A 14,055-nucleotide genomic window follows, 5' to 3' on the forward strand; every position below is an offset into this window, starting at 1 on the left:
GTACTTACGTTGGCTTGATGCTAACATGCCTTATAATAAACGATAATTAGACATAATTCAATATATTTCAACAGAAATTTTACCTTTTTATGTATATTTCACCAAAAAACCTATATTTTTCTGTAAAAAGCGTATCATATTCGTATTTACTAAGCAAATTATGTCTTGGTCTTATGCAAATTCACACAAAAAAAAGACTCCCTAGTAAGGAGCCTAAATCCTATAATATGATGGCAATTAATCCGCCGGAACCTTCGTTAATGATTCTTTCAAGTGTTTCTTTTAACTTGTAGCGTGCATTTTCAGGCATTAATGATAATTTCGCCTGGATACCCTCGCGTACAATTGAGCTTAATGATCTACCGAAGATATCTGAATTCCAGATGGATAGTGGATCATCCTCAAAGTCTTGCATTAAGTAACGGACCAATTCTTCACTTTGTTTTTCTGTACCAATAATTGGCGCAAATTCAGATTCAACATCGACCTTAATCATGTGGATAGACGGTGCAACAGCCTTTAAGCGAACTCCAAATCTTGAACCTTGTCGGATGATTTCTGGCTCATCTAAGCTCATATCAGATAGCGCAGGTGCAGCAATTCCATATCCTGTTTGCTTCACCATTTTTAATGCATCTGCCACTTGATCGTACTCTGCTTTTGCATGAGCAAAGTCTTGCATGAGCTGTAAAAGATGATCTTTTCCGCGAATCTCAACTCCCACAACTTCCTTAAGAATTTGGTCATATAAATCATCTGGAGCATATAAATCAATTTCAGCTACACCCTGCCCCATTTCGATACCAGCTAAGCTTGCTTGGTCAATAAAGTCATACTCACTAAATTGTCCAACTACACGGTCAACATCGCGTAAACGTTTGATATCTTGGACAGTGTCCTTGACAGCATCCTGATAGCTTTCTCTTAACCAATGATCTTCACGTAAAACCATTACCCAGCTTGGAAGATTAACATTTACCTCTAATACCGGGAACTCATAAAGTGCTTCACGTAGAACATTGAACACATCAGCTTCACGCATGCTTTCAACACTCATCGCTAAAACAGGAATATCATATTTTTCATTTAACTCCTGACGAAGAGCATCTGTTTCAGGGTGATGAGGATGGACTGTATTAATCACCATTATAAATGGTTTCCCAACCTCTTTTAGTTCAGCAATGACACGCTCTTCTGCTTCAATATAATCTCTTCTAGGAATTTCTCCAATTGAACCATCTGTTGTTACAACAACACCGATTGTGGAGTGCTCCTGAATAACTTTTCTCGTGCCAATCTCGGCTGCTTCATGGAATGGGATTGGCTCCTCATACCAAGGTGTATTAATCATACGAGGACCATTTTCATCCTCATATCCCTTTGCACCTGGAACTGTGTACCCCACACAATCCACAAGGCGAATGTTCACATTAAGCCCTTCTTCAACATGGACAGAAACAGCTTGATTTGGAACAAACTTTGGTTCAGTTGTCATGATTGTTCTTCCAGCTGCACTTTGTGGCAATTCATCCTGTGCGCGAGCCTTATCAGCTTCACTACCGATATTCGGTAAGACTACTAATTCCATGAACTTCTTTATAAAAGTAGATTTACCTGTTCTTACTGCACCAACGACTCCTAAATATATATCGCCACCGGTGCGCTCAGCGATATCTTTGAAAATATCTACCTTTTCCAAGTGTGATCCCTCCCGATTTTACAGTTCTTGGGATAATTTTATCCGTTTACTACATATTCTAGGACATTATATTTGTATGACGTTGTCCTAATTAAATATGACTATTTCTAGAAAAAAATTCCCCCCACAATATGTAGCAGCAAATTTGAGTTCAAAAAGACAGTCTTATAAACACCCTAGCAAGCTATTTTTTTTACACTTTTTGAACAAAAGAAAACCCTTCTTTTAGAGTTTATGTCTAAAAGAAGGGTTCATGACTTAATTATCTAAAAAAATTGGTTCATTTTCGTCGTTTATCGTATACGGCAAGGAATTGGTCGGGACAAACATCGAGTTATCGACTAAAAGATCCCGAATATCATCACCTGTTTGATATGTATGTTCATACTTTGTTAAATACTCAAATAAATCCATACGATAGTCTACAACAATCTCATTCGTGCTCGTAATCAATAGTGGCAAGTTTTTTCCTGTGAATGGACTCACAACATATGGCTCTTCTTTCAAGCCTAGCTTGCTATAATCCAATGTAAATACATTTGTTTGAAGCTGTTCCTTAAATGGCGCATAACCATTTGATGAACGATACATTTGCACTCGCAAATTTAGCTCACTTATTTCTTCTGAAATTCGAACATCAAGAAGTTTAACCGTTGGGTTTGTTTCTACATTTACTAAAACATATAAATAAACTCCGCCCGTTTCATACGCATTACCAGGGGGTTCAGCTATGTATTTTGGGGAAATCCGGGTAAAATCGATTGGATATTTTTGATAAATGGGAGTCTCCATATCTCTATTTTTTATTGGCAAAAGCCCCCCTGAATCCTCTTTAAATTGGTCAACCGCCCGCTGGACAGCTGCAATTTGGTCCTCGTAAGGAATTTGATTTTGAGCAAGCTTTTCTTTTGGATAAAGACACCCAGTAAGTAATGATAATGAAAAAACAATAACCAACAGTTGTAATGAAACTTTCATATTTATACCATCCTTATGTTTGTAACTCTATTCACTAACTGGTCCGCTAAACACAACAAAGAAAATAATAATTCCTGCTAGAATCATAAAAAGATATGCAATCGTGGCTACTATTCCTTTTAGGAAGCCCTTAAGTTTATATCGACTAAGATAAATAGATATAACAGCAATCGCCATAAATGCCATTCCTGCAAATGATATCCACATTTTTAGTAATCCTGGTGTCACCTTTTTCACTCCCTTGTCCAACTCTAACATTCCGTCAAATATTATATCATAATACGAACCTTTAAACTAAGTCTATATTGTTAATTGTAAAATCAAAAAAACTGAAGTAAAGAGGGGCGCCTTTACTTCAGCAAGCGTAGAACTAAATATTCCCTTTTACCCAGTCGCTCAGACCCACAGTATACTACGTTGCATTTTATGCGAAAACAGCAACAAATGTATCGTCTGATGCCTATTTTCCGCAAGAAAAGTGCAAACTTTTTACTCACTAGAAATTTTTTTGCTGCGCGAAATGTTTAGGAAATCCCGCTATTTTTTTCTCCTTTCCATCATATGCATGAAAAGAGGGTTTGTGTAAGCATTTTTTACAAAGTTCCATTATCTAGATAGTCAAAGAGGTCAGCCATTTCATTTGTTTTTCCTCTGGCCATTAGTTGATCAACCGCATCTTTTGGTGATTGATTATTGAAAAGAACGTCATATAGCGCAAATGTGATAGGCATGGACACATCCATTTTTTTAGCTAACTGATACGCTGCCTTTGTCGTTCTAACACCCTCGACAACCATTCCCATATTTTCAAGGACTTCTTCTAGGCTTTGCCCTTTACCAAGTAGATTTCCCGCACGCCAGTTGCGTGAATGCACACTTGTACACGTTACAATTAAATCACCGATACCAGTTAATCCCGCAAATGTTAATGGATTTGCACCCATTTTACTGCCTAAACGTGCAATCTCAGCCAAGCCACGCGTAATAAGTGCAGCTTTTGCATTATCTCCATACCCAAGACCATCTGTGATTCCAGCAGCTAAGGCTATAATATTTTTTAACGCCCCACCAATTTCAACACCAACAATATCAGGGTTTGTGTAAACTCGGAAATGCTGATTAATGAATAAGTCTTGAACATATTCAGCAGATTTCATATTTTTAGATGAAACCGTTACAGTTGTTGGATGGCGAAGCACCACTTCTTCAGCATGGCTTGGTCCAGAAAGAACAACAACATCTTTTAAAAGATTTGAAGGCATTTCTTCCTCAATCATTTCAGAGATCCGCTTTAATGTGTCTGGTTCAATCCCTTTACTCACATGAATGATAGTTAATGGTGTAGAGGTGACCTGACTTATCTTTTGAAGTACTTCCCGAATTGCTTTTGTTGGAACAGCAAGAACAATTGTTTCTACGGCCTCCAATGCCTTGTCTATATCCGCATATCCCATGATCATTTCTGGTAACTCAATTGATGGGACATATTTAGAATTCGTATGTTTCGTATTGATTTCATCAACTTGTTCTTGTCGATGAGACCAGATCCGTACCTCATGGTCATTGTCAGCAAGAACAAGTGCAAGTGCCGTTCCCCAGCTACCTGCTCCAACAACCGTTACTTTCTCCATTACATCATCCCCTTCCTATTTTCTAGCTCTTGCGATGAGCTTTATAGGTGTACCTTCGAATCCAAAAGCATCCCTAATCCGATTTTCTAAGAAACGTTCATATGAAAAATGCATTAACTCCGGTTCATTTACAAAGACAACAAATGTTGGCGGCTTAACCGCAACTTGTGTAACATAATAAATCCGCAGACGATTCCCTTTATCAGTAGGTGTTGGATTCATCGCGACAGCATCCATGATGACATCATTTAAGACATTTGTTTGAACGCGCATCGTATGATTTTCACTCGCCATATCAATCATTGGAATTAAGGTATGAATGCGGCGTTTTGTTTTCGCCGATAAGAACACAATTGGAGCATAATCAAGGAATTGAAAATGGTCCCGGATTTTCTCTTCGAATTCCTTCATTGTTTTCTCGTCTTTCTCAACTGCATCCCATTTATTAACTACAATGACAACCGCTCTACCTGCTTCATGGGCATAACCAGCAATTTTTTTATCCTGTTCGATTATCCCTTCTTCTGCGTTTAACACAACAAGGACGACGTCAGAGCGTTCGATTGCCTTTAAAGCCCTTAGCACACTATACTTTTCAGTGCTTTCATAGACCTTACCTTTTTTTCTCATTCCAGCTGTATCAATAATAACGTATTCTTTTCCATCCACTATGTATTTTGTATCAATCGCGTCTCTTGTTGTACCAGCGATATCACTTACAATTACTCTTTCCTCACCTAATAAAGAATTAACAAGTGATGACTTTCCTACATTCGGGCGTCCAATTAAAGAAAATTTAATGATTTCCTCATCATATTCCCCATTTCCACCCTCTGGAAAATGTTTGACAACTTCGTCCAGTAAGTCACCTAGTCCAATCCCATGGGAGCCTGAAATAGGGATTGGTTCACCGAACCCTAGTGCATAAAAGTCGTAAATATCTGCACGCATCTCAGGGTTGTCCACTTTATTGACAGCTAAAACAACAGGTGTTTTAGAGCGATATAATATTTTCGCGACCTCTTCGTCTGCACTTGTCACTCCCTCACGACCACTTGTCATAAAAATAATGACATCTGCTTCATCAATCGCAATTTCAGCTTGGTGCCTAATTTGAGCAAGAAACGGCTCGTCGCCAATATCAATTCCACCAGTATCAATAATATTGAATTCTTGATTAAGCCACTCGCCCGAACTATAGATTCGATCCCTGGTTACTCCTGGTATATCTTCTACAATTGAAACTCTTTCTCCTACTATTCGATTAAAAATTGTTGATTTCCCAACGTTTGGTCGACCAACAATTGCCACAACTGGTTTTACCACATGCGTTCTTCCCTTCTAAACGATCTCTTTCTCATATATCAAATCAAAAATGTCGAAAACCAACCATATTTATAAAACAAACCCTTCTACATCAGAAGGGTCATACTTTTTTTATTCTATCAAAAATACATACTCACAACAATCAAATGTTTAGTGTTTTACGATTATGTACACATTCTTGCTGATTTCATGAGCAATTCCATCTAAGATTGCCTCTAAACTTGCAGCAACTGAGTCAAGTTCTTCCTTTGAAGAACAAGAAAATACGGGTGTACCTCCTGAAACATTCACCTTTGATGGCTCCATTGTGATCGCGGCTAAAATAAATTTTTCGATATTCATTTAGTTGGCATTCCCTTCTCCTTTCTTTCCCTCTCTGTCGGCATTCGAATTGCATTTTCTAAAGTTGGCACATTACTGATTACCTCGATCGCTCTATCTATATTTTTATCCTGGGGCAATACGAAAATTCCAACACGCCCGTCGTTTAAATCTCTTTTTGCTAATGGAGTAAGAGCAGGGGTTCCTGAATCTCTAAAAATCCCCAAAGCAGTAGAAACATCATGTAAAATGGCTTGCCTTTGCCCTAAATTTGCAATTGTAGCTCTTGCATCAAACGTTTTTGGTTTTAAGATAAACCCCATCCCATAATTTAAAATCTCTTGCTGCCTTGCTGGAAGTCCAATATTCATAATATAAATATTATCCACATATAAGCCAGCATCTTTAAAATGTGGCTCTACATATTCAACGTCAACAATATCCTTTAGTTTACTACCAGCCATTAGCTTTTTACAGATCAGAAGGCAAATTATCCCTACCACGATTCCAGCCCACCATTTAATAGCTAGATAAGCGAATGTGGAAAATAAAGAAGTGAAAATGACTAAATAATTACGACTTTCAAACGCAACCGCAATTCCCTCAATATATGTCTTTCCCCTCGGAACAAGTTCATAGGAATCCAGTTCTGTAAGTGTATTGCGCTCCATATTACGGACATCACGAAATTGTGAGGCCGCAATCGTTAAAAACGTAATCGCAGTGAAATCTTCTTCCATAATCGAAGGAACAGCCACCGTTCCTAATCCTGCCGCTATAAAACCTAACGCAATATGGATGATTTTTCCGTGTAAATAAGTTGGATATTGACGATAATCTGTCCTTAACATATACAATCGAACTGCAACACCAAAGATGACCCCGAACAATATCGGGTATGTATATTCATTCATGCTAGCCGTGTTTCTCCTTCGTGTTTTTTTGGACCATTACATCAACATGACGTAACAGTATTTCTAAAGATGACCAAACAAAAATAAAACAAAAACAAATTGAAATGACATCTAAAAAGACAAATGAACCAATCTCATATGAAAAATTGACATTATTCACGATAATCCCATAAAGAATATCACCCTGTATGGACCCAATCAAAACCCCTGCTAGTCGTAACCGAAAATCCTTCAATAACATTAAGGTTACATATATTAAGGCTGCTCCAAGCATCAAATTACGATTAAAAAGAAGCCACACAGGGTCATACAACTCAAACATTAAAAAACTACAATAGGCTAGAGAGATGGTAAGAATACAGATGAGCATATAAAGCACTTGTTTTTTTGGTCTTTTCGAGATTTCTTTCATACAAAAAAAGAATATAAGAAAAATACTGCAATTGATTTTAATACCACCTAGTCCAATGTAATAAGGTGATAAAATGATTGTTACTAAAAACAGAATGGATAAAAGTAGCCTCTCCCTGTTTTTCTTCATAAAAAAAGTACTGCAAACCCAAGCCATCCAACAAATCCAATAAAATACTGCACCTTCCATTTCTCCACCTCCTACTATTTCCATTATGGCTCGAAATTATGAATTTTAACCCATTTGCATACCAAAAATCCTTTTAAGACACAATAAAGTGAAACTTCATTTGAATTTACATGAAGGATTATCCCTACATAAATTTCCCTATACATGTAAACTTATGTAGGGATGAAAAAGGAGGAAATTAAGATGGGTAGAGATAGACAGGAAAGCAAGCTGAAAAAAGCACGAGTAGTCGAGTCTGACCGAGACCAATCTCTTGATCATAAAGGTGCAACAAGATTAGATACACCTGAAGAAGCAAGAGAAATGAATCGTATGAATCCAAAATAAAAAGCTCTCACCCATTCGGGTGAGAGCTTCTTCTTTTATTGATTATTTTAATTTATTTAATTGATCGCCAATTACTTCTCCAAGCTGAAAACCTGTTGTTTCCTCTTGTTGTTGGTATTTGCTATAGTCTTCTTCAACATTTTCTTCAAGTTCTTTCATGCTTAGAGAAATACGTTTTTCTGACTCATTTAGTTCAAGAACCTTCACCTGTACTGCTTGGCCCTCTTTTAATACTTCATGAGGGGTACCAATATGCTTAGAAGAAATTTGTGAAATATGTACAAGGCCTTCTACGCCAGGCAATACCTCAACAAATGCGCCGAATGAAACAAGTCTTTTCACTGTTCCTTCGACTACATCACCAACTGATAACTTCTCGGTGATGTTTTCCCACGGACCAGGTAATGTTTCTTTAACAGACAAAGAAATTCTTTCATTATCACGGTCAACAGATAAAACTTTGACTTTAATTACCTGTCCTTCTTCAACAACATCAGACGGTTTTGACACATGCTCGTGTGAAAGCTGAGAAATATGGACTAATCCATCAATACCACCGATGTCAACGAACGCTCCAAAATCCGTTAATCGTTGAACAGTACCTTCAAGTACAGCTCCGACCTGTAATGAATCTAGAACCTGTTGCTTCTTATTTTTTTGTTCTTCTTCCACAACAGCTCGGTGAGATAAGATGACTCTGTTTTTCTCACGGTCAAGTTCTACAACCTTTACTGTTAACAATTTGTCTTTATAGTCAGAGAAATCTTCAACATAATAATTCTCGACTAAAGATGCTGGAATAAATCCTCTTACACCAAGGTCAACAACCAGTCCACCTTTAACAACATCTTTTACAACTGCTTCAAATACTTCACCAGAATTGAATTTTTGCTCTAATTCATCCCACGCTTTAGAAGCGAGAACTGCTTTTTTAGATAAAATTAAAGCTTCTTCTTCTACTTTAGTAACGGCAAGCTCTAGTTCTTCTCCTTCTGATACAACATCACTTGCTTTTTCAACATGCAGGCTGGACAGCTCACTAATTGGGATAATGCCGTCTAGCTTACTGTTCTCAACTGAAACAAATACTTGTTTCTCCTCTACCTTTGTTACCTTGCCAGTGATTACATCACCAACCTGTAACTCTTTGTACTCGACTTGATTCATATCCTCTGCCATTCCAATTACCTCCTTAATGTCCAACAGAAAAACTCTTTATGTATAAGATAAAGTTAAAAATATTCTTTTAATTAACTTCTAATAAATAGAGTTATTTGTCAAGTATAAACTCTTAATCTATTTATATTTTTCCATTATTTCTCTTATGGAATCCATAATTTTGTTGGTTACAATCTCTGCAGAAGTCTTCTCTTCACGGAATGTTTCCATTTGAACAGGCTTTCCGTACACAACCCTTAATTTACCAAACAATTTATAAGGACCTATAATCGCACAAGGAACGACAGTACATTCCGATCTTAATGCAAAGAAGCCAACACCTGATAACCCTTTTCCTAGAGTTCCATCCTTACTTCTTGTACCCTCTGGAAAAATCCCTAATACTTTCCCATCCTTTAATACCTTTAATGCTGTCCGAAGTGCTTCACGATCACTCATTCCACGCTTAACAGGGAAAGCATTTATTTTCGGTAATATCTGACCTAAGATAGGAACCTTAAACAATTCTGCTTTTGCCATAAAATAAATGGGTCTAGGTGACGTAACTCCAACAACAGGTGGGTCAAGATTATCAATATGATTTGAACAAATCAAGACACCGCCTTCCTTAGGAATGTTCTCCTTGCCCAGAACTTCAATGCGGTAAAGAGGTTTTATGATAACTCCAACTAAACCTCGTGCAAAGGGATAAAGGTTCATGCCAGTCAAATCCTTTCCTTTACAACATCCATAATTTTTGCTACAACCTCTTCAATGCTTAATGATGTTGTGTCAATTTCAATTGCATCTTCCGCTTTTCGCAATGGGGCAACCTCACGTTCAGAATCTAATTTATCCCGAGCAGCAATTTCAGATTTTAATTGCTCTAAATCGGACTGATACCCTTTTGAAAGGTTTTCTTCGTGGCGGCGTACAGCTCTTTCTTCTACGGAAGCAAGTAGAAATATTTTCACTTCTGCATTTGGAAGGACATGAGTGCCAATGTCCCTACCATCCATTACAACTCCACCATGCTCAGCAAATCCTTGCTGACGCTTGACCATGTCTTCGCGGACCTTGCGATGCCTAGAAACAATCGATACCGAATTTGTCACATCATGCTCCCGAATTTTTTCAGTTACATCTTTGCCATCGATAAAAACAAGCTGGCCGTTATCACTTGGTCTTAACTCTAAATTTGCATTTTGTAATGCCTTAAGAAGCTGGTCTTCATTTTCTAAATCTAAATTTGATTGTAAAGCTTTGTATGTTAATGCACGATACATCGCACCTGTATCAACATAAATATAAGATAGATCCTTTGCGATAATTTTTGCGACTGTACTCTTTCCTGCAGCCGCAGGTCCGTCAATTGCTATTGAAATCTTTTTGTCCATAAACTATGTATGCCTCCTGTATGTAACAATCGGTAGGAATTAAAAATAGTAATAAACAAGTAAGCTTGTCTATCTAAACTATATTATATTGATTCATTTGAACAGTATTCCTACCTACGAAAAATTGCAGGGAATCCCTGCAATTCATTTTAATTGTTATTTAGTAATGTTTCAATGGTTTTGGTCGTGTCTGATTTGTCAACACCCTCATATTCAATCATTCTCGTGATATATGGGGTTAATGGGGTATATAATATGATAGCCTGTGCTAGAAGTAAAAATACAAATTGAATAATAGCTAGCTTTATTAATATCCGTTCGAAATTTTTCATTTTGCATACCTACCCTATAAGAGAGTTTTATACTAGTATGCAAAAATTTAGAGAATTTTATTCTATTAGTTTATCCTATTTCATAATTTCACTTGAATGGATCCCTTTTTTCTTCAATAATAATTGTCTTTCAAAGCAGAATTTAATTAATAGCTGGCGATCTGATTCACTTATATCCACAAATTTAATAGAAGCCCTATTTCTTTCTCCATTTTTACCATCCACAATTCGGATCACATTACTTCTAAGAGTCACATAATGATATTCCTCAGAAAGAGATGGAAGAACAAAATGTGTAAGGATATCTAGCCCCGGTATAATTGTTTTTGAAGACGGTAAAATGATAGCCGCACCTCCCGCACTAATATCACGGGTAATGGAGACAAATGGCTGAAATTCCCCGTTTAAACTATGTACAGCAACATCTACTGACGTTTCAACACGTACATATTCACGTCGCTGAATCTTATACATACTGTCTTCACCTGGATAGGAAAGAACAATCATTGCAATATTTTGTTTGACCCTTCCTAACACGGTCGTGTCAAAAAAATATGCTGAAGTACTGTCAGCTGCAATAAAAGCCTTTAGCTGTGTCCCATTTAATAAAAAAACCGTTTTCCCAGTACTGTTGTTAACTGGATAGTCGATGTAAATCCTATTTTCCATTTTTTCAACTACCCTACACCGATATTTTTCACCATTCGGATTAATGGTGGGTTCAAGGTAAATCAAATCCCCAATTTTCAACACAATCGTTCACTCTTTCTAAAACATTCTGTAAATTCTTCTGTATTCTTATTAAACCATGAATAACAAGAAAAGCGCAAGACACCCACATATGGACGACAAGCTTTATCTTTCGAAGTGGGAACAGAAAAAAGGAAAGCAAAAACTAGCTTTCCTTTTGTTTCATTATGATTTGTTCATTCCCTTATAGACTGGTTCAGCATTTTTAAGCTTTTCAACTTTTTCTTCAAATCCATTCTCGGCATTGATAAAGATTCGATACGTATCATTATCAATTGTTCCTAAAAATTCATAACAGAGGACATCTTGATCAAGTTCGTTTGTAATAATGGCTAGACGATCCTCCATGATTTGAAGGTTTGGGTTAATTTCTTTCCTTGCTTCCTCTTTTGAGATTTTAGGTTTACTTGGTGCATTAATTTTACCAGCCATTAAATAATCTCTTGCCGTAAATCCAATAATGTTTCCATCATCAAGTGCTACTTTCATTTTAATCGAATCTGAATAGACTCGTATTCCATCAACTGAAGAAACGAAATTGAATACACCAATATTATCGTATTGTGCACTTTCAAAGAGCTCTAGATTTTCAAATTTATTATCTTTTAGGAATTTTTGTGCCCGATTATATGCATCATTAAGGCTGATTGAGCTTTTAGCAACTTCACGGTTACGAATGACCCAAATCGGGATTCCACCTTTTTTTGTTATATCCATGAATGTATTTACTTTTGATTTAGGGTCATTTATCTCTAGACTATAAAAACCATTTGGTGAACCTTCGCCATTCTCAGTGACTTTTATGTCAATATTACCTTTTAACCCGAGAAACTTTTTTGCCATTTCTTTCGCTTGTTCCTCGTTAATTTGCGGACCCTCTAAATTTGGAAATTCTCCACCATCTTTTTTTGTAGTTGTAAGGGTGACTCCAAAATCACTCTCAGAATAGGCAGCAACATTTTTTTCAACAGTTTTTAAGCCATCGATAATCGTGTTATCAGCCTGCTTTTCACCCGAAGCAAGTGCTAATTCAACATCCATCCAACGGAGATTATTCTCCATTGCAAGATGTTGGACCGTTCGGAGTTCCTTTTGGATATCCTCTGCATTTTTATATAACTGCTGAAGTGTTTTATATTCTTCCTCTGACAATGGTTCTTTAGATAAATCACGAACTGCCGTTCGATAGCTAAAATCCCCGATATTACTTAGAAACTCTTCTGTTTTGTTAAAAGGCATTAAAGCCAATGGCAATTGTCCTACATCTGAATGCGCCTCAGATGTAATTCTCCACACATCGGCAAGTGCAGGAGAAAGTGAATTTCTTGAATTCATGGCTAGTGTTGTTCCGATTTTATCGTGTAAAAGGTCAATATGATACGTTAAATTGTGAAATGCTCGTTGATAGTTATTTTCCGCCTGTATTAGAATGGCATTTTTCTCTTGGTGCTCTTTATAGCCCCAATAACCTGTTCCTATGATACCAATCGTAAGTACAGTAATTAATATTCCTCTTAACAATTTGCCTCACCTTCCATTCTATCTACAGAATATGTGCTTGCCAATTCTCTTAATTTGTGGTCTGCCCCAAATCCATTTACTTGTTGCAGTTGCCGGATTAAAATAATAAGTTGCCCCACCTGTTGGGTCCCAGCCATTTATCGCATCAATAACGGCTTTTTTTGCCTGTTCATTTGGCGTCAACCAAATTTGCCCGTCCGCAACCGCCGTAAATGCAAGTGGTTCAAAAATGACACCAGAGACTGTATCTGGAAATGTTGGACTATCAAGACGATTTAAAATAACGGCAGCAATTGCTACTTGCCCAATATATGGCTCACCACGTGCCTCTCCATATACCGCATTTGCAAGAAGTTGAATATCATTTTGCGAAAACCCCCCCGGCATATTTACAGCTGTTGGTCCTAATGATCTAGCCTCTCCTTGTTGTTCAACCTTTGCTTTTGGTTGCTGTTTAGCCTGCGGCTTAGGTTGTGCTTGAGGTTTTTGTGGTTGCTTGGTTTGACCTTGCTGCCCTTGAGGGTTCTGTCGCTGAGCTTGCGGCTGCTGTTGCTTTGGTGTAGGTGCCTTTGGTTGTTGTTGCTGGGCACCTCCCTGTCCAGCCTGTGGCTTCTTTTGCTCTACCGTAAATTGTTTTTCTATTTCTGCACGTCTTGCCTCTGCCGTAGTTTTTGCTTTTTGGATATTTTTTTCAGAAGGAGCCGATTGAATACTCCAAGGAACACCCCCATAGTGGGTAAAACGATTCCCTTTGCGCAAATTGTCGTATACAAATTGCTTATTATACTTAGTAAAGCGGTTAATCATTGCTTTTGTTTTGTCACCGACTAAGCCGTCTACCTCTTCAAGGCCGAATGCCTTCTGGAAATTCCGGACTGCCCAATATGTGCCCCATCCGTAAACCCCATCAATCGCACCATGGTAGTAGCCGTTATATTGTAATCTTGATTGCAGCTCAATAACATCGTCACCTGTTGCACCACGTTGAATAATCTGATCAGAAAAAGCTTGAACATTATTAGTAGTTCCTCCGATGAACACACCAACAAACATGATAAGGACGATGGGGAACATCAAATACTTTTTACAGCTCATGTTAA

General features: G+C 37.5%; 16 protein-coding genes. 1 reads left to right on the top strand and 15 read right to left on the bottom strand.

All coding sequences use genetic code 11. The features are described from left to right. Positions 1 to 220 precede the first annotated feature (220 nt). From spoIVA to RGU12_RS14550, 8 genes are all read right to left on the bottom strand, one after another. Complete coding sequence (spoIVA, locus tag RGU12_RS14515) at positions 221 to 1,699, bottom strand: stage IV sporulation protein A (protein WP_309536729.1); 1,479 nt, start codon at positions 1,697 to 1,699, stop codon at positions 221 to 223. Positions 1,700 to 1,957: 258 nt separating this feature from the next. Next, on the bottom strand, positions 1,958 to 2,677 hold the full coding sequence (locus tag RGU12_RS14520) for a YphF family lipoprotein (RefSeq protein ID WP_309536730.1): 720 nt from the start codon (positions 2,675 to 2,677) through the stop codon (positions 1,958 to 1,960). A 27-nt stretch (positions 2,678 to 2,704) separates the two neighbouring features. Then, positions 2,705 to 2,905 (bottom strand): DUF2768 domain-containing protein, encoded by a 201-nt coding sequence (locus RGU12_RS14525; protein WP_116352380.1) that lies wholly within the window; start codon positions 2,903 to 2,905, stop codon positions 2,705 to 2,707. Between the two features lie 365 nt (positions 2,906 to 3,270). Then, the gene (locus RGU12_RS14530) at positions 3,271 to 4,308 is read right to left on the bottom strand and encodes an NAD(P)H-dependent glycerol-3-phosphate dehydrogenase (RefSeq protein WP_309536731.1); all 1,038 of its coding nucleotides are present in this window, start codon (positions 4,306 to 4,308) and stop codon (positions 3,271 to 3,273) included. 15 nt (positions 4,309 to 4,323) lie between these two features. Further along, entirely contained in the window at positions 4,324 to 5,634 is a 1,311-nt protein-coding gene (gene der, locus RGU12_RS14535) for a ribosome biogenesis GTPase Der (protein ID WP_116352382.1), read from the bottom strand. 150 nt (positions 5,635 to 5,784) lie between these two features. Further along, the gene (locus RGU12_RS14540) at positions 5,785 to 5,976 is read right to left on the bottom strand and encodes a capping complex subunit for YIEGIA (RefSeq protein WP_116352383.1); all 192 of its coding nucleotides are present in this window, start codon (positions 5,974 to 5,976) and stop codon (positions 5,785 to 5,787) included. Beyond that, on the bottom strand, positions 5,973 to 6,869 hold the full coding sequence (locus RGU12_RS14545) for a YIEGIA family protein (protein ID WP_309536732.1): 897 nt from the start codon (positions 6,867 to 6,869) through the stop codon (positions 5,973 to 5,975). The genes RGU12_RS14540 and RGU12_RS14545 overlap by 4 nt, the downstream gene beginning before the upstream one ends. A gap of 1 nt (position 6,870) precedes the next feature. Further along, positions 6,871 to 7,470 (bottom strand): YphA family membrane protein, encoded by a 600-nt coding sequence (locus RGU12_RS14550; protein WP_309536733.1) that lies wholly within the window; start codon positions 7,468 to 7,470, stop codon positions 6,871 to 6,873. 183 nt (positions 7,471 to 7,653) lie between these two features. On the opposite strand from RGU12_RS14550, the gene RGU12_RS14555 reads away from it, so the two are divergent. Beyond that, positions 7,654 to 7,797: a YpzI family protein gene (locus RGU12_RS14555; RefSeq protein WP_116352386.1), complete on the top strand. Its 144-nt coding sequence runs from the start codon at positions 7,654 to 7,656 to the stop codon at positions 7,795 to 7,797. A gap of 42 nt (positions 7,798 to 7,839) precedes the next feature. Here the strand turns inward: RGU12_RS14555 and rpsA are convergent, their stop codons facing one another. The 7 genes from rpsA to sleB all read right to left on the bottom strand — a co-directional run bounded on the left by rpsA (position 7,840) and on the right by sleB (position 14,050). Then, positions 7,840 to 8,976: a 30S ribosomal protein S1 gene (gene rpsA / locus RGU12_RS14560; protein WP_309536734.1), complete on the bottom strand. Its 1,137-nt coding sequence runs from the start codon at positions 8,974 to 8,976 to the stop codon at positions 7,840 to 7,842. 117 nt (positions 8,977 to 9,093) lie between these two features. Next, complete coding sequence (locus RGU12_RS14565) at positions 9,094 to 9,675, bottom strand: lysophospholipid acyltransferase family protein (RefSeq protein ID WP_309536735.1); 582 nt, start codon at positions 9,673 to 9,675, stop codon at positions 9,094 to 9,096. 5 nt (positions 9,676 to 9,680) lie between these two features. Then, positions 9,681 to 10,352 (bottom strand): (d)CMP kinase, encoded by a 672-nt coding sequence (cmk, locus tag RGU12_RS14570; RefSeq protein WP_309536736.1) that lies wholly within the window; start codon positions 10,350 to 10,352, stop codon positions 9,681 to 9,683. A 149-nt stretch (positions 10,353 to 10,501) separates the two neighbouring features. Continuing rightward, on the bottom strand, positions 10,502 to 10,684 hold the full coding sequence (locus RGU12_RS14575; protein WP_116352390.1) for a YpfB family protein: 183 nt from the start codon (positions 10,682 to 10,684) through the stop codon (positions 10,502 to 10,504). Positions 10,685 to 10,759: 75 nt separating this feature from the next. Then, a complete protein-coding gene (locus RGU12_RS14580) occupies positions 10,760 to 11,437 on the bottom strand; it encodes a flagellar brake protein (RefSeq protein WP_309536737.1) in 678 nt (225 codons plus the stop codon). Between the two features lie 162 nt (positions 11,438 to 11,599). After that, positions 11,600 to 12,955: a germination protein YpeB gene (ypeB, locus tag RGU12_RS14585; protein WP_309536738.1), complete on the bottom strand. Its 1,356-nt coding sequence runs from the start codon at positions 12,953 to 12,955 to the stop codon at positions 11,600 to 11,602. 18 nt (positions 12,956 to 12,973) lie between these two features. Beyond that, positions 12,974 to 14,050 carry a spore cortex-lytic enzyme gene (sleB, locus tag RGU12_RS14590; protein ID WP_396232360.1) on the bottom strand — a complete coding sequence of 359 codons (1,077 nt, stop codon included), beginning with the start codon at positions 14,048 to 14,050 and terminating at the stop codon, positions 12,974 to 12,976. Positions 14,051 to 14,055: the final 5 nt, after the last annotated feature.

The sequence above is a fragment of the Ferdinandcohnia sp. QZ13 genome (assembly GCF_031324165.1).
Classification (GTDB): Bacteria; Bacillota; Bacilli; order Bacillales; family Bacillaceae_L; genus Ferdinandcohnia.